The sequence below is a fragment of the Brevibacillus sp. NL20B1 genome (assembly GCF_018195675.1).
Lineage (GTDB): Bacteria > Bacillota > Bacilli > Brevibacillales > Brevibacillaceae > Brevibacillus > Brevibacillus aydinogluensis.
In genome coordinates this window covers 19,507-33,551 of sequence record NZ_JAGTPT010000001.1, presented here as the reverse complement: position 1 = coordinate 33,551, position 14,045 = coordinate 19,507, and the positions used below count along the sequence as shown (strand labels likewise).

Annotated in this window: 16 protein-coding genes, 1 tRNA gene and 1 riboswitch; of the genes, 7 read left to right on the top strand and 10 right to left on the bottom strand. The window is 58.2% G+C overall.

Going from position 1 to position 14,045, the window contains the following annotated elements; all coding sequences use genetic code 11:
* Window position 1: 1 nt before the first annotated feature.
* Both KDN35_RS00220 and dapD read right to left on the bottom strand, forming a co-directional pair.
* Window positions 2–1,219, bottom strand: a complete 1,218-nt coding sequence (locus KDN35_RS00220) for an aspartate aminotransferase family protein (RefSeq protein WP_212131819.1) — start codon at window positions 1,217–1,219, stop codon at window positions 2–4.
* 16 nt (window positions 1,220–1,235) lie between these two features.
* Complete coding sequence (gene dapD, locus KDN35_RS00215) at window positions 1,236–1,946, bottom strand: 2,3,4,5-tetrahydropyridine-2,6-dicarboxylate N-acetyltransferase (protein ID WP_171564436.1); 711 nt, start codon at window positions 1,944–1,946, stop codon at window positions 1,236–1,238.
* A 92-nt stretch (window positions 1,947–2,038) separates the two neighbouring features.
* Window positions 2,039–2,225, bottom strand: a riboswitch (Lysine riboswitch).
* A gap of 149 nt (window positions 2,226–2,374) precedes the next feature.
* Here dapD and KDN35_RS00210 point away from each other — a divergent pair.
* Together KDN35_RS00210 and KDN35_RS00205 are read left to right on the top strand one after the other, a co-directional pair.
* A complete protein-coding gene (locus KDN35_RS00210; RefSeq protein WP_171564437.1) occupies window positions 2,375–2,818 on the top strand; it encodes a flavodoxin in 444 nt (147 codons plus the stop codon).
* 125 nt (window positions 2,819–2,943) lie between these two features.
* Window positions 2,944–3,489, top strand: coding sequence for a GNAT family N-acetyltransferase (locus tag KDN35_RS00205; protein ID WP_212131818.1), 546 nt, complete (start codon window positions 2,944–2,946; stop codon window positions 3,487–3,489).
* Between the two features lie 62 nt (window positions 3,490–3,551).
* On the opposite strand, the gene KDN35_RS00200 is transcribed toward KDN35_RS00205, so the two are convergent.
* From KDN35_RS00200 to KDN35_RS00190, 3 genes are read right to left on the bottom strand one after another with little or no spacing between them, the layout of a single operon-like run.
* On the bottom strand, window positions 3,552–4,361 hold the full coding sequence (locus KDN35_RS00200; protein WP_212131928.1) for an EcsC family protein: 810 nt from the start codon (window positions 4,359–4,361) through the stop codon (window positions 3,552–3,554).
* A 19-nt stretch (window positions 4,362–4,380) separates the two neighbouring features.
* Entirely contained in the window at window positions 4,381–4,602 is a 222-nt protein-coding gene (locus KDN35_RS00195) for a hypothetical protein (protein ID WP_212131817.1), read from the bottom strand.
* Between the two features lie 21 nt (window positions 4,603–4,623).
* Window positions 4,624–5,076, bottom strand: a complete 453-nt coding sequence (locus KDN35_RS00190) for a DUF1284 domain-containing protein (protein WP_212131816.1) — start codon at window positions 5,074–5,076, stop codon at window positions 4,624–4,626.
* Window positions 5,077–5,228: 152 nt separating this feature from the next.
* Between KDN35_RS00190 and KDN35_RS00185 the strand changes: the two genes are divergently transcribed.
* Both KDN35_RS00185 and KDN35_RS00180 read left to right on the top strand, forming a co-directional pair.
* Complete coding sequence (locus KDN35_RS00185; RefSeq protein WP_171564442.1) at window positions 5,229–5,393, top strand: hypothetical protein; 165 nt, start codon at window positions 5,229–5,231, stop codon at window positions 5,391–5,393.
* Window positions 5,394–5,488: 95 nt separating this feature from the next.
* On the top strand, window positions 5,489–6,274 hold the full coding sequence (locus tag KDN35_RS00180) for a class I SAM-dependent methyltransferase (RefSeq protein WP_212131815.1): 786 nt from the start codon (window positions 5,489–5,491) through the stop codon (window positions 6,272–6,274).
* A gap of 110 nt (window positions 6,275–6,384) precedes the next feature.
* On the opposite strand, the gene KDN35_RS00175 is transcribed toward KDN35_RS00180, so the two are convergent.
* Genes KDN35_RS00175 through KDN35_RS00165 form a run of 3 tightly spaced genes read right to left on the bottom strand, consistent with a single transcriptional unit; the run spans window position 6,385 to window position 10,115 of the window.
* Window positions 6,385–7,911: an efflux RND transporter periplasmic adaptor subunit gene (locus KDN35_RS00175; protein ID WP_212131814.1), complete on the bottom strand. Its 1,527-nt coding sequence runs from the start codon at window positions 7,909–7,911 to the stop codon at window positions 6,385–6,387.
* Between the two features lie 20 nt (window positions 7,912–7,931).
* A complete protein-coding gene (locus tag KDN35_RS00170) occupies window positions 7,932–9,389 on the bottom strand; it encodes an ABC transporter permease (protein ID WP_171564445.1) in 1,458 nt (485 codons plus the stop codon).
* Window positions 9,390–9,413: 24 nt separating this feature from the next.
* A complete protein-coding gene (locus KDN35_RS00165) occupies window positions 9,414–10,115 on the bottom strand; it encodes an ABC transporter ATP-binding protein (RefSeq protein WP_171564446.1) in 702 nt (233 codons plus the stop codon).
* A 212-nt stretch (window positions 10,116–10,327) separates the two neighbouring features.
* Here KDN35_RS00165 and KDN35_RS00160 point away from each other — a divergent pair, with 212 nt between their 5' ends.
* Together KDN35_RS00160 and pdxK are read left to right on the top strand one after the other, a co-directional pair.
* Window positions 10,328–10,501, top strand: coding sequence for a hypothetical protein (locus tag KDN35_RS00160; protein WP_171564208.1), 174 nt, complete (start codon window positions 10,328–10,330; stop codon window positions 10,499–10,501).
* A gap of 173 nt (window positions 10,502–10,674) precedes the next feature.
* The gene (gene pdxK / locus KDN35_RS00155; RefSeq protein ID WP_171564447.1) at window positions 10,675–11,490 is read left to right on the top strand and encodes a pyridoxine/pyridoxal/pyridoxamine kinase; all 816 of its coding nucleotides are present in this window, start codon (window positions 10,675–10,677) and stop codon (window positions 11,488–11,490) included.
* A gap of 54 nt (window positions 11,491–11,544) precedes the next feature.
* Here pdxK and rarD read toward each other — a convergent pair whose 3' ends face one another.
* The gene (gene rarD / locus KDN35_RS00150) at window positions 11,545–12,453 is read right to left on the bottom strand and encodes an EamA family transporter RarD (RefSeq protein ID WP_171564448.1); all 909 of its coding nucleotides are present in this window, start codon (window positions 12,451–12,453) and stop codon (window positions 11,545–11,547) included.
* A 258-nt stretch (window positions 12,454–12,711) separates the two neighbouring features.
* Between rarD and KDN35_RS00145 the strand changes: the two genes are divergently transcribed.
* Window positions 12,712–13,620, top strand: a complete 909-nt coding sequence (locus tag KDN35_RS00145; RefSeq protein WP_212131813.1) for an EamA family transporter — start codon at window positions 12,712–12,714, stop codon at window positions 13,618–13,620.
* A 303-nt stretch (window positions 13,621–13,923) separates the two neighbouring features.
* Here the strand turns inward: KDN35_RS00145 and KDN35_RS00140 are convergent.
* A tRNA-Leu gene (locus KDN35_RS00140) sits at window positions 13,924–14,008 on the bottom strand.
* Window positions 14,009–14,045 lie beyond the last annotated feature (37 nt).

Genomic DNA, 14,045 nt, shown 5'->3' with positions numbered 1-14,045 from the left:
TCTACACTTCCTTTCCGGTGCCGAGCGCCGTCAGCTGACGGGCAAACTCGTCGATAAACCGGTCCACATCTGCCCGCTTCAAGGTAAGCGGAGGCAGCAGGCGGACGATCGTCTTTTGCGTCACGTCGACGAGGAAGCCCGCAGCCAGCAGGTTTTGCTGCAGCCGGGCCGCTTCTTCGGGTGTAACGTTCAGCGGAATGCCCACCATCATCCCTTTGCCGCGCAGTGCATGAAGCTGCTCCGGCAGGCGGTGTCTCAGCTCTTCCAGACGGCCCCACAGGTAGCCGATCACGTCGCTCACCTGGTCACAAAAAGCCGGGTCGAGCAATTCGTCCAGCACCGCATTGCCCAGCGCGGCGGAGAGCGGCGAGGGCGCAAAGGTGGTGCCGTGATCCCCCGGCTTGAACAGATTCATCAGCCGTTGGCCGGCGATCACCCCGCCGAGCGGCAGACCGCCGCCCACTCCTTTGGCAAACAGGATCAAATCAGGCGTCACTCCGGCGTGCTGATACGCGAACAGACGACCCGTTCGTCCCATGCCGGTCTGGATTTCATCCATGGCAAACAGCACGCCCTCTTCCCGGCAGATCGCCTCCGCTTCCCGCAGAAACGCTTCGGAAAGCGGCACCACACCGCCGGAGCCGAGCACCGGCTCCATCAGGAGGGCGGCTGGCTTTTCGCTGCGGCAGACGGCGCGAAGCTGTTCTGCGTCTTCTGCATCCAGCTCGTAGACGGGAAAGTCAGGCTGGGGAAAATCCTGATAGACATGGGGCTGCCGCGTCAGCCGCACCGCTCCCAGCGTGCGCCCATGGAAGCTATTGCGCAGGACGGCGATACCCGACCGGCCGGCCCCCTCCGCTTTTGTCCATTTGTGAATCAGCTTGATCGCCGCTTCCGTCGCCTCCGCCCCGGAGTTGGAGAAAAAGACCTTGCCGGGGATGGTGTTGTCGATCAGCCGCTGTGCCAGCCGGATCGCCGGCGGGTTGAGAAAGATGTTGGAGATGTGCAAAAACCGCTCGCCCTGCTCCCGGAGCGCCTGGACAATCCGCGGATGTGAGTGGCCGAGAACATTGACGGCCAGTCCGGTAAACAGGTCAAGATACGCCCGGCCGTCGGTGTCGTACAGGTAGTTGCCCTCTCCTCTGGCGATTGCGATCGGCAGCCGTTTGTACGTCGGGACGATGTACTGTTCGTCGAGTGAACGCCAGTCCGTAGCCATCTTCTCACTCACGCTCCTACAGTTGCCGCAGCTCCTGCTTGATTTCCGTCTTGGAGCGTGTCTTTTCGTCGATCTGCTTGATGATGCGCGCCGGAGTGCCAGCCACGACCACGTTCGGCGGAACGTCCTCGATGACGACCGCACCAGCAGCCACGACGGAACCTTTGCCGACGCGAACGCCTTCCAGAATTACCGCGTTGGCACCGACTACCACGTCGTCTTCAATCACGACAGGCTGGGCGGACGGCGGTTCGATCACGCCTGCGATGACTGCACCGGCACCGATGTGGCAGTTTTTCCCGATAGTGCCGCGGCCGCCGACCACCACGTTCATGTCGATCATCGTTCCTTCTCCGATGACAGCGCCAATGTTGATCACGGCACCCATCATGATGACGGCGTTGTTGCCGATGCTCACCTGGTCGCGGATGATCGCGCCCGGCTCGATGCGCGCCTGGATGCCTTTCGTGTCCAGCAGCGGAATGGCGGAGTTGCGGCGGTCGCTTTCCACCACGTAATCGGCGATTTTATCCTTATGCTGTTGCAGCACCGGCTCGATTTCCTTCCATTCGCCGAAGACCACGCCCGTGCCGTTGCTGATAAACGTTTTGGCGCTTGGGCCGAAGTCGATGCCGTCCAGCTCCCCTTTCAGGTATACCTTCACCGGCGTTTTCTTTTCGCTTTTTTGAATAAACGAGATAATTTCATGCGCATCCATCATGTTCACTGTGAATCTCCTCCATCACATGTATGTGAAAATGTAGAAAAAGCAATGAGTGCAGACGCTATCCTCATTGCTTTTTTGATACCTGAAAGCAAACCGTAAATAGCGCTCCACGAAAGGCCGTGCCTTTCATGACAGGGCGACCGTTGTTCACGGGAACCCCAGCCCTCGCCGTCCGAGGGGTACGGCCAGAACTTCGGCGCCTTGGCCTTTCCGTCTTTCCACGCCCCCCGCGTTTGTATGGCAAGACGTACTCTTCCGCAGCGCACCTCTATTTGTTAATGGTTATGGAATTTCCTTTTACTCTATCAAAATCCTCCCCGGGTGGCAACATCTGAATGAAGAAGAAGCGAAACATAATAGTTGACAACGATAATCATTTTCATTATCTTGTAATTGAAAATGATAACCATTATCTATTCGGAGGGCTTATGAAAACGATTATTCTCGTTTATGCAAGCATGACAGGAAACACCCGGGAGATGGCCGATGCGATCGTCGAGGGCATTCGCTCGGCGGGAATCGAACCGGAGGTAAAGGAAGTGCTGGACTGCTCCGCTTCCGATTTGGCCGACTATGACGGCATTGTGCTTGGTGCCTACACGTGGGGAGACGGAGAACTGCCAGACGAGTTTCTGGATTTTTACGAAGAGATGGAAGGGCTTGACCTGCGGGGCAAAAAAGCGGCGGTATTCGGCTCTTGCGACTCCGGCTACGAAAAAGTGGGAGCCGCCGTCGACATTCTGCTGGAAAAAGTAACTGCGCTGGGCGCAGACGTCCCGTTGAACGGGTTGAAGGTGGAACTGTCCCCGTCCGCCCAGGAGAAGGAAACCTGCCGGGAATTCGGACGTTCGTTTGCACAGTCGCTGATGTAGCAAAAGAGCGCTAGCGCCCCATCCGTACGGTTCCGGCCAATCTGCCAAGCCGTCTTTTCAAAAAGGACGCATACGTGATACACTGGCGGTCCAGATTCTATCAAGAGGATAAGGAGGACCGCCCCATGTCTTCACAGGCACCCAGCGTGTACATCCGCCCCCTGACGGCAAATGACGCACCGGCCCTGTTGGACCTGCGCGTTCGCAATCAGGCGTTTCTTCAACCGTTTGAACCGATCCGTCCCGCGTCGTTTTTTACCCTGGAGGGACAGCGGAAGCAGCTGGCGTCCGCCGAGCGCGACTTCGCGGCGGGTACCGCCTACGCATTTGGCGTTTTTCTGCGTGAAGGCGACGAGCTGATCGGCCGCGTCAACCTTACCAACATCGTGCGTGGCGCCTGGCAAAACGCCACCATCGGCTACTTTCTCGACCAGTCATGTGGCGGACGCGGCTGTATGACGCAGGCCGTCCGGCAGGTGCTGGATTTTGCGTTTGCCAAAGCCGAACTGCACCGCGTACAGGCGGCGGTCATGCCGCGCAACACGGCCTCCATCCGCGTGCTGGAAAAGACCGGCTTCCGCCGGGAAGGGCTGTCGCTTCGGTATCTGCAGATCAACGGCGTCTGGGAAGACCACCTGATCTTCGCGATCACGAGCGAGGAGTGGGCGTAAAGCGGCCAGTCCCGTGCCGCCCTGGCAGCGGGAAAGCCGGAGCGCACGGGACATCCTGCCCGTCAGGTTCCGGCTTCTTCCTGCCTCAGCCGCTCCAGAATCCGCCGCTTGCGGTACAGCATCCGGCCCGTTTCCGCCACATCCTGCACGGTGGAGCGGTTCAGGTAAGCGCCAAACAGCATGCCCGCCACCGGTACCATCTGAAACAGCTTTTTCCATCCAAAGTTTTCCGTGTACGTCACCACCACTTCCCGCCAACCCTGCAGTTGGGCAATGACATCCCGCTGTCTTTCGGGCTCGTCAAAGCGGGAGAGCTCCTCCAGGATCGCGCGCTTGCCGACAATGTCGGAAGAGGCAAATTGCAAACATTTGACGATGAACAGCCGCTCCCGTTTTTCCTCCGGGCGGTATCCGTAACAGAGTGCCATCTCCTGCAGCACCTTGAGCGAGGTGCCCAACAGCAGCGGAACGTCGATCGCCAGGGTGAACAGGCCGCCCAACCCCGTTGTCGCTCCCTGCACCGTGGCAAATGCGGCGCGGGATGACACTATTTCCGCTGCCACCTGGTCCATGCTGGCCAGCGGCAATCCCTTGACGTCCTCCTGCTTGGGCCGTCCCTTCCCCTGCTGGGCCTCCTGAAACCGCGCATACACCGCCTCATCGCTTACCAGATAGGTACCCCCCTGTTCCAAAAAGGCGGCCATTTCATCGACAGCCGTCCCCAGCTTTTCCCTGACGACGGCAGGCGTAATGCGGTCCAACAGCACAAACGGCAGCCGACCCAGCTTTTCCCAGAACCACAGGTCCTTCTGATCCCGTTCCCACGCTTCCACTTCGTTCAACGCCCGCAAGAGCATCTCTCTCGTCTCCATGCTGACTCTACTCATCTCCTTACCCGCGCGTCTGCCCCTCGCTGCCCGGCTGTGCGGCCGTTTTACGTAACCGGCAGCGGGTGCGCAGCATCGCTTTTGCAAAGGTCTCCAGTTCTGCGAGAGACGCAAATCCCTCAAAGACCTCACATCGTTCTACGATCCCCAGCTTGAGATGTTTCACCGCGCCGTCCTCCAACCGGAACCCCAGCTTTTCCAATACGCTGCGCTCTTCGTCGGTCACGATTTTCTCTCTCCTTTCCGGCTATGGGGCGGTTTTCCGCTCCTGCCTGCCGGCCTCTGTCTGGCACAAGCGGGCGATGCCCTCGCGGCACACGCCGTATTCGTACCAGGAGCACCCGGCGCAGAGGAAGGCCAGATCGTCCGGTGCCACCAGGCGGCGGGTGCGCTCCACCAGTTCCGACTTGAGGTAGACCTCTCCCGCGGTCAAGCCCAGATGGGTAAGAACGTTTCGGTCCAGCGTCTGCACGTGCTCTTCCGAATCGGGGGAAGCTTCGCACCGTTCCGCTCCCTTGTTGGGACACGCCTGGCACGCGTCGTCAAAGTCCCGCACAACCCGGATGGGAAAATCCTGCCGGGGATCGCGGATTCGCTCGACGATTTCCCCCATTTTGGCGACAAACGCGGGGCTGTACCCCATCCCCTGAAACCCGTGAACGCACAGTAGATGATGGCCGCGCAGCATAATCGGCTCCATACGTTCCTCCTCCCTGCCGACATCCGGCATCTTTTCCCTGGTTTTATCGTACCGCTTTCACCATCCCGCCACAAGGCGGCTGCCGGGACAGGCATAATGCTGGCGCTGCCGGCAAACGCTAGGGACAGCCCAAATGAAAGGAGGCAGGATCGATGGACAAGCGGACGGACGAGCGCAAACCGAATCGCAATCCGAAGCACGAACCGACCATCGCGCCCGGGATGGAGATGGACGAGTTGGAAGAAAAGGCGACGGAAGAAGAAATAAAAAACGGCGACTCCACCTCGGTAACCACGCTGTATCTTGACCGAATATAGGAGCATAAATAGGTAAAAACTATATATTTCATCATTTTTATAGATTTGACGAATAACCCCTCCACTGGTACAACGATACCAAGGAGGGATTTTCCATGCATGTAGAGAACCGCTGGAACGCACGGCTGTACGACAGCAAGCTGGACTTTGTCTCCCGGTTTGGCAAAGGCGTGCTGGAATGGCTTCAGCCGCAGCCGGGGGAAACGATTCTCGACCTGGGCTGCGGAACAGGTGATCTCTGTGCCGAGATGGCCAAGGCCGGGGCTGTGCCGACAGGAATGGACCTGTCAGCCGAGATGATTGACACGGCGCGGAGCAAATACCCTGCGCTGCGGTTTTTCGTCGCCAACGCCGAGACGTTTGTGACGGAGGAGTTGTTTGACGCCGTCTTTTCCAACGCCGCCCTGCACTGGATGAAGCGGCCGGAAGCGGTCATCCGCCAGGTGTGGCTGGCGCTGAAGCCGGGCGGACGGTTCGTGGCCGAATTTGGCGGAGCGGGCAACGTGGAACGGGTCGTCCAGGCCATCCGCGCCGTCCTGGCAGACAAGGGGCGCGATGCGGACAGCTGCAACCCCTGGTACTTCCCCGGCATCGGCGCCTACACCTGGCTTTTGGAACAGCAGGGCTTTGTCATCAAACTGGCGCAGCACTTTGAACGGCCCACAGAGCTCCCGGACGGGGAACAGGGGCTGCGCCACTGGCTGGATGCATTCTGCGGCCCGTTTTTTGCCGACATGCCTCCGCAGGAAAAAGACGAAACCTGCGCGATGATCGCCGAACGGCTGCGTCCCGCCTTGTTCCGCGACGGCTCCTGGGTCCTGGACTACTGTCGAATCCGGGTCGCCGCCATCAAGCCGCCCGAGCAAAGGCCGCTGCCGTAAAGCGGATTGGCTGAACAGCAGGGCGTCCAAACAAACAACCCGCCTGCTCTGCCGCAATGGCACAAGCAGGCGGGTTTCATTTGAGCCGGAGGCGTGCCGACGCGGCCGTGCTAGAAGACGTCGCCGCCGTTCATCATCAGCACTTCCTCGCCTTCCTCAAGGCCGCTCTTGATTTCGATGAACTCTGCTCCTTCGATCCCGATCTCCACTTCTTTTGGCGTTGGCTCTCCGGTTTTTGGATCCTTCACCATGACCGTTCCCTTGCCGTCCTCCAGCACTTCGACCGCCTGCAGCGGCAGCCGGAGCACGTTTTCCTTTTTCTCGACGTAAATGTCGCAGTCGCCGGTCATGCCGTGCTTCATCTCAGCGGCATCAGTCAGCTCGATTTTCACCGCGAAGCGCACCGACTTGTCCTCTTTCGTCCCCTCTTTGGGCACGTCCACGACCTTGCCGATAAACGGCTTGTTGCCAAACGCCGTCACGTACACCTCGGCCGTCTGACCCACCTTGATGGACGGAATGTCGATTTCATCCACACCCGCCACAAAATACACGGCGCTGCTGTCCATGATGACCATAGCCGGCTTGCTGGAGTCCGGCGTCTCTCCCGGTTTGACCTCCACCTTGGTGACTACCCCGCTGATTGGCGCCGTCACCTGCTTTTTCGCGATCTCCCGCTTCTTCTGCTCGAGGGACAAAAGCGACTCTTTCAAGGACAGTTCCTTCTCCTTCAGGTCCAGTTCGGAGGCGGACATGTCCATTTTCGCCAGCAGTTGACCCGCCTTGACCTCGTCGCCGTTTTCCACTTCCACCTTGCCGACCTTGCCGTGGGTACCGGCCACAATCTCCACGTCGTCCGGGTCTTCAAACGGCGTCGCCACCTGGCTGGCGAACAGAACGCCGTTTGGATTGACCCACTGTACCTCTCCCAGGTCTCCCACGTACAGAGCTCCCGGCTTTTTCACCAGCACTTCCACGTCGTGAACGCCACCGACGCCTTTTTCCTTCTTGCCGACCAGGTCGACCTTGGTCACCGTTCCGTCGAGAAAGATCATCGACGAGGAGATAAACACTTTCACCTTTTGGCCCACCTTGAAGTGCTCTGCTTCAAAGGCGGAAAATTTTCCGGTAATCTTCAGGTGTTCGGTGTCAACCAGTTTGGCGACCACGGTATCCGGCGTCACCGTGTCTCCTTCCTTGACCAGCACTTCCTTCACCTTGCCGCCCATGGAAAAGACAATCTTGTCCTTCCGGTTTTTCAAATCGTTCAATTCCCGCTTGGCGCGGACAATGCTCAACTCCTGCTTTTGCAGCTCCAGGGCGGCGTCCGAACTGTCGATGGAGAACAGCGGATCTCCCTTGTTCACGCGCTGCCCTTCTTTCACGAAGACCTGCTCCACCTTGCCGGACAGTTCCGGTTTTACTTCCTCGCGCGCCTTTACTTCCACGGTACCAGAGGCAAAAATGGTCTTTTTCACGTCCCCCCTGTCCACGACTGCGGTGGGAAAGGAGGGCGGCTCCTCCTGAGTCTGTTCGGCTGCCGCGTCTTTGGAGCCGAGATAGTGATAGCCAGCGTATCCGCCACCGCCCAACAGGACAATGACTGCCGAAAGAATGATCCACGTTTTCTTTTTCATACTCCCTATCCCCACATTCTTTAATCAGATCGAATCGCTTGCAGCGCGCTCAACCGGGAGGCGCGGATGGCTGGGAAAATACCCGCCAGCAAACCGATGACAAACGAAAATCCGATGGCGAACAGAGACAGCCACGTCGGAATGATGGCCAGGCGCAGTTTCTCCTCTCCCTCGGGTCCGCCGAAGCCGATGTTGAGGCTGTCCATGATGCCGCCCGCTTCTCCAAAGTGGTTGACCAGCTCCACCGCTCCCCAGGCGATGCCGAGGCCGGCCAGTCCGCCAATCAATCCGATGAAGCCTGATTCCATCAGGAACAGCCAGCGTATGTTGTACACGGTGGCGCCGATCACCTTCATGATGCCGATTTCCTTGGTCCGTTCCAGAATGGACATGATCATCGTGTTGACAATGCCGATCGTGGCGACCAACAGCGAGACGGCGGCAATTCCGCCCAGCACGATCTGGATGATGAAGAAGAACTTGTTGATCTGCTCCAGTTCGCGAGCCGGCGACCAGACTTCAAACCCGCGCTCCTTTAGCGCCTGCACAACGCTCTCCACTTTTTCGCGCGATTCCACCTTCACCGTCATCTCGTCAAACTCAAAGCTGTCCTGCTTCGCAGTCTCGCGGTTGCGCCGGGTGCTGCCGCCTCCATCGCCAAATTCGTCGCCCCGGGTGCGGTTGAGCCAGTCGTTGATCTCTTTTACCAGGCTGAGCGGCGCATAGACCGCGTGTCCGTAGCGGTGGTTGTCGTCCTGCCGCAGTTGGCCGACGACTCTCACGCGGATTTCTTTCTTTTCGAAGTGCGGCTCGTCGTCGATCCGGTACTCGCGCGTCAGCACGATCGTAGCCGTCTTGTCGACGAGATTGAACGACTGAGGGGCATCGCCACCGTTAAAACCAGGGCGCATGATCTCCATTCCCCCGCCCCGTTTGGCGTCCGCGCTTCTCCGCCGCGCTTCCCGCCGCTCCTTTTCCACGTCCCGCAAAATGGTGGGAACTCGGTAGGCCACGACGATTTCCTGCGGCGATCCGCTCAGGTAGCTGCCTTTTTCCACGTCATCCTTGCGGTAGGCGGCCGATTCGTGCACGTCCACTCCGACTACCTCGACATACCCTTCTCGCCTGCCCACTTTCAGCTTGGTTTCCCCGTGTATCCGCTTGATCGGCATGACCGCCGCCACGCCGGGTATGCCCTTGATCACCCGCACTGCTTCCATGTTCAGCTTTTTCCGCTGGTCGTCCGGGATAGGCTCGTCCTTTTCGTAATTCCAATACGCCGGTTCTACGTCCAGCTCCGTCAGGTTGCCGAAGTTCTCCAGGCTTTTGACGGCATTTTCCTTCAGTCCCAGACTGAGGGCGATCATCGCCACAATCGCGGCCGTCCCGATCATGACGCCGACGGAGGTCAGCGCCGTGCGCAGCTTCATGCGCCACAAGTTTCGCCAGACGATGCGAAACGAATCCAGAAGTTTCACAGTAGGTTCACCTCATGCCCTCTCTCATGCCGGTTTGGTCCGTTTTTGCACGACCCGTCCGTCCTGCAGATAGATGACGCGGTCGGACTGTTCCGCCACTTCCTGTTCGTGCGTGACGATGATAAACGTCGTGCCGTTTTCGCGGTTCATCCGCTTCATCAACGCCAAGATTTCCTGCTCGGTTTTGCTGTCCAGATTCCCGGTCGGTTCGTCGGCAAGCACAATGCTGGGCTGGTTGACCAGGGCGCGGGCGATGCTGACCCGCTGCTGCTGCCCGCCGCTCAGTTCGTTTGGCTTGTGGTCCATCCGCCCTTCCAACCCGACGCGTTCCAGCATCTCCTTTGCTTTGGCCCGTCTGCTTTTGCGGCTTTCGCCGGCAAAAATCAGCGGCAGTTCCACGTTTTCCAGCGCGGTCAGGTTGGGAAGCAGGTTGTACGATTGAAAAATAAAGCCCATGCACCGGCGGCGAAACAGACACAGTTCATTCTCGTTCAAGCGGGAGATTTCTTCCCCATTGACGAAAATCCTCCCCTCGTCCGGTTTGGTCAAACCGGCCAGCAGGTTCAACAGCGTCGACTTGCCCGATCCGGACGATCCGCACAGGGCGACAAACTCCCCTTTGTCGACGTGCAGATTGATGTCGAACAGCACGGGCACCTTGATCTTGCCCGTCCCGTAGCTGTGATTGACGCCGTTCACCGTCAATTCGCCTGTTCCGTTGGCCATCTCGTTTTCCACCTCGTTTGTCGATACGTGTAAAATTGGCATCCTTTATCTATAGACGCAGTAACTGGAGAAATGTAACGCGACTTGGTAAATATTTTCTTGTTCACGCAAACGCAATACTTTCTTCATGAAAATGTAACACCGCGGTGATCTAATACATGCTGCTCGTTGATACAATAAAGGTGTGAAGAAAAACGAGAGAGGGCGGATAGATGATGAGAATCTATCGGTTTTTGTTTGAAACGGCGTCACGTCAATGGATTGAAATCATCAAGGCACCCAGCATGTTTGAGGCAGCCAAAGAGGCCAAGCGCCTCGCCTCGAAGCGCGCCAAGGCCATGTCCACTCCGATCACCTTCTCGTTCCATCACATTGCATCTGTCTGAAAAAGTAACCCTACATAGAAAATCGCCCACGATATCGAAACGCTTCTCCCCGCCGGAGAGGCGTTTTTTCATGGGACGAACGTATTGACACCGCCCTGGTTTTCCACTTCAATTTAGGTAGAACGTAAACGAACCGCACCATCAGTTGCGGCTGGAAAAGGGAGACATCTGCCATGACGATTCGCAAAGCGTTAACCATCGCAGGATCTGACACCAGCGGCGGCGCCGGCATCCAGGCTGACCTGAAGACGTTTCAGGAGCTGGGCGTCTACGGAATGACCGCCCTGACCGTAATCGTAGCCCAAGATCCGCACAATTCCTGGTTTCACGAGGTGTTTCCGATCGACCTCGGCACTCTGGAGAAGCAGTTGGAAACGGTTCTCTCCGGCATCGGCGTCGATGCCGTGAAAACCGGCATGCTGGGTACGACGGAGCTGATCGAGCTGGCGGCCCGGAAAATCGACCAATACCAATTGAAGAACGTCGTCGTCGACCCGGTGCTCGTCTGCAAGGGAGCGGACGAAGTGCTTCACCCGGAAGTGGCCGACAGCCTGCGCGACGTCCTCGTTCCCCGGGCTACTGTCGTGACGCCCAACCTGTTTGAAGCCGGTCAGTTGAGCCAAATGGGGGCGCTCAAAACCGTCGACGACATGAAAGAAGCGGCCAAGCGCATTCACGACAAAGGGGCGGCCTACGTGCTGGTCAAAGGCGGCGGCAAGCTCGCGCACGAAAAAGCGATTGACGTCCTGTACGACGGCCACACATTTGACATTCTGGAAGGCGAGCGGATCAACACCACCTACACGCACGGCGCCGGCTGCACCTACTCCGCCGCCATCTGTGCGGAGCTTGCCAAAGGCAAATCGGTGCGCGAGGCGGTAGCGGTAGCCAAGGCGTTCATCACCGAAGCGATCCGCCATTCTTTCCCGCTCAATCAATACGTCGGACCGACACATCACGGCGCGTACCGCAGCCTGCAACACAACTGACAGCAAAAAACTCCAATCCGTCCGCTGCTTCGGACAGATTGGAGTTTTTTTGTGTTACGCTTCCTTTTTGATCGCCAGCTCCACCGGCTGCTGTGCAGAACCCGGTTTTTTTCGCATCGAGCTGACCGTGTACACGAACAGCGCGCTCCAGATCAAGCCGAAGCTGACCAGGTGAACGCCGCCAAATGTTTCGCCAAACAGGAACACCGCCATGAACAGCGAGATCGACGGGGCCAGGTACTGGATAAACCCCACCGTGGACAGCGGCAGCAGCTTGGCCGCTTGAGCGAACCAGAAGAGCGGCAAGGCCGTCGCCACGCCAGACAGCGTCAACAGTGCAATCTGCCAGCCTGTCACGTGGGAAAGCGTGTCCGTCCCGCTGACGTGCAGCGTCACCAGGTACCCCAGCGCCACCGGAGCCACCACCAGCGTTTCCCAGGCCAGACTGATGATCGCGTCCGTTTTTATCAACTTTTTGACCAGCCCGTAGCAGGCAAACGTCAGTGCGAGGGAAATCGCGACCCACGGTACCCTGCCGTAGTGCGCGGTCATCACGGAAACGCCGGCTGCGGCCAGCGCAATCGCCATCCATTGCCCCTTTCCCAGCCGCTCTTTGAGGAACAAGACGCCAAAAAGCACGTTCAGCAGCGGGTTGATGTAGTACCCGAGGCTGGTTTCCAACACGTTGCCGTTGTTGACCGCCCAGATGAAAATCAGCCAGTTGGCGCTGATAAACAGCGAACACAGGAGGAGCGCCCCTCTCTCCTTCGCCGTCGAAATCGCCTTTCGCATCTGCAGCCAGCGCTTCGTCACAAACAGCAGTACGGCAACAAAAACGAGGGACCAGACAATTCGGTGGGCGAGAATCTCCCACGCGGCCATTTCCTGAAACACCTTCCAATAGAGCGGCAGCAGTCCCCAGGCCAAATAGGCCCCCACCGCGTAGAAGACACCCTTTCTCATCTCTCCAGCCTCCATGAATTATTTGCTCTGTCATCTCTAGTGTAGCTGAAGCAGGCCGGAACAGCTATCTATTAACATGCAGCATATTGGCCGGGAGAAGGCACATGCTTGCACGCCACGGCAGTTGTTTAGCATGGTAACGAATCATCACAGCAGTATGATAAAGATATGTGTAAAATTTTATTGTATCATTTCTGAATCTCATGTACAATAATTTTCGCATACTTATGTTTTGTCACAAGAAAGGAACGTTTGCTTATGAGTTACTGGCGATCCGTGCTGCTCGTCCTGGCCGGCGCGTGCAGCTACGGCGTGCTTTCTGTCATCATGAAATCCGCCTTTTCCGCCGGTTTTACCCCGGTCGAATTAAGCGGCGGGCAGCTTGTGTTCGGGACGCTGATCATGTCCGGCGTCGCGCTGTTCCTGTCCAGGCAGCGGTTTCGGCTGCGCCACCTGCTGATCCTGCTGCCGTCCGGCCTGATGATGGCCGGCACCAGCCTGTTTTACCACCGGGCGGTCAGCGAAATCCCGGCCTCGCTCGCCATAGTGCTGCTGTTCCAGTTTACCTGGATTGGCGTGCTGATCGAGTGTATTGCCGACCGCAAGTGGCCCGGACCGGAAAAATGGGCCTCGCTGGTCCTCCTCGGCATCGGCACCGTGCTGGCCAGCGGCCTGATGGAATCCGGCCTGCATGACGTCAGCGCCACCGGTCTCATCTATGGTCTATTGTCCGGGTTTACGTTTGCGATGGTGATCTTTCTCAGCGGACGGCTGGCGCCGGACGTGAACCCGTATCTGCGCAGCGCCGTCTCCATTGGCATGGCCGCGCTCTGCCTGTCGCTGGTCTATCCGCCGACCTTCCTCATCAACGGCAGACTGTGGGACGGATTGCTGCCGTACGCCCTGCTGGTGGCCTGCTTCGGCTCAGCCATCCCGATTCTCTGTCTGTCGATTGGCGTGCCGCGTATCGGCAACGGATTGGCGACCATTCTCAGCGCCGCCGAACTGCCGGCAGTCGTGCTGCTCTCCAGTCTGGTGCTGCACGAACAGGTCAGCCTCTACAAGTGGAGCGGTGTGCTGTTGATCCTGGCCGCCATTGCCGTGCCGCAGATCAAGTGGAATCGGCTGTTCCATCCTGCCCGAAAGCCTCACCGGCATAAGATGTAAAAAAGGATACGGCAAGGCGCTGAACGGTTCAGCGCTTTTGCCTCATGCACCATGCGGGCGTGTCGACCGGATAACAGGTTGGCGCGCCTGTTTTTGTGCGCCTTCGCCCTTCCATACCCCAAAACGTGGCCGCCTTGAAAAGGAAGCGGCGAACTTAAGCGCATTTACTCGTCACAATATTGCGAAAGTGAAAGAGAGAGGCGTCCGCCCGTGGAAAAGCGGCCTGGTACAGAAACGATTCAAAATCAAAAAGCCCGGCGCTTGCAGCGGTTTGCTGCACTCACCGGGCTGTGTGAACATAGATGGTGCGGTCGGCGAGACTCGAACTCGCACGGGTCGCCCCGCCACCCCCTCAAGATGGTGTGTCTGCCAATTCCACCACGACCGCATGTGTCTGGGTTGGGGACGTCCTTTGATGAATAAAA

What these genes read in the sequence shown, in the direction of transcription:
- KDN35_RS00175 (WP_212131814.1), bottom strand. Translation starts at nt 7,911, where the DNA reads ATGAAAAAGAAAACGTGGATCATTCTTTCGGCAGTCATTGTCCTGTTG.
- KDN35_RS00180 (WP_212131815.1), top strand. Translation starts at nt 5,489, where the DNA reads ATGCATGTAGAGAACCGCTGGAACGCACGGCTGTACGACAGCAAGCTG.
- KDN35_RS00185 (WP_171564442.1), top strand. Translation starts at nt 5,229, where the DNA reads ATGGACAAGCGGACGGACGAGCGCAAACCGAATCGCAATCCGAAGCAC.
- KDN35_RS00205 (WP_212131818.1), top strand. Translation starts at nt 2,944, where the DNA reads ATGTCTTCACAGGCACCCAGCGTGTACATCCGCCCCCTGACGGCAAAT.
- KDN35_RS00190 (WP_212131816.1), bottom strand. Translation starts at nt 5,076, where the DNA reads ATGGAGCCGATTATGCTGCGCGGCCATCATCTACTGTGCGTTCACGGG.
- KDN35_RS00145 (WP_212131813.1), top strand. Translation starts at nt 12,712, where the DNA reads ATGAGTTACTGGCGATCCGTGCTGCTCGTCCTGGCCGGCGCGTGCAGC.
- rarD (WP_171564448.1), bottom strand. Translation starts at nt 12,453, where the DNA reads ATGAGAAAGGGTGTCTTCTACGCGGTGGGGGCCTATTTGGCCTGGGGA.
- KDN35_RS00210 (WP_171564437.1), top strand. Translation starts at nt 2,375, where the DNA reads ATGAAAACGATTATTCTCGTTTATGCAAGCATGACAGGAAACACCCGG.
- KDN35_RS00165 (WP_171564446.1), bottom strand. Translation starts at nt 10,115, where the DNA reads ATGGCCAACGGAACAGGCGAATTGACGGTGAACGGCGTCAATCACAGC.
- KDN35_RS00160 (WP_171564208.1), top strand. Translation starts at nt 10,328, where the DNA reads ATGATGAGAATCTATCGGTTTTTGTTTGAAACGGCGTCACGTCAATGG.
- pdxK (WP_171564447.1), top strand. Translation starts at nt 10,675, where the DNA reads ATGACGATTCGCAAAGCGTTAACCATCGCAGGATCTGACACCAGCGGC.
- KDN35_RS00220 (WP_212131819.1), bottom strand. Translation starts at nt 1,219, where the DNA reads ATGGCTACGGACTGGCGTTCACTCGACGAACAGTACATCGTCCCGACG.
- KDN35_RS00200 (WP_212131928.1), bottom strand. Translation starts at nt 4,361, where the DNA reads ATGGAGACGAGAGAGATGCTCTTGCGGGCGTTGAACGAAGTGGAAGCG.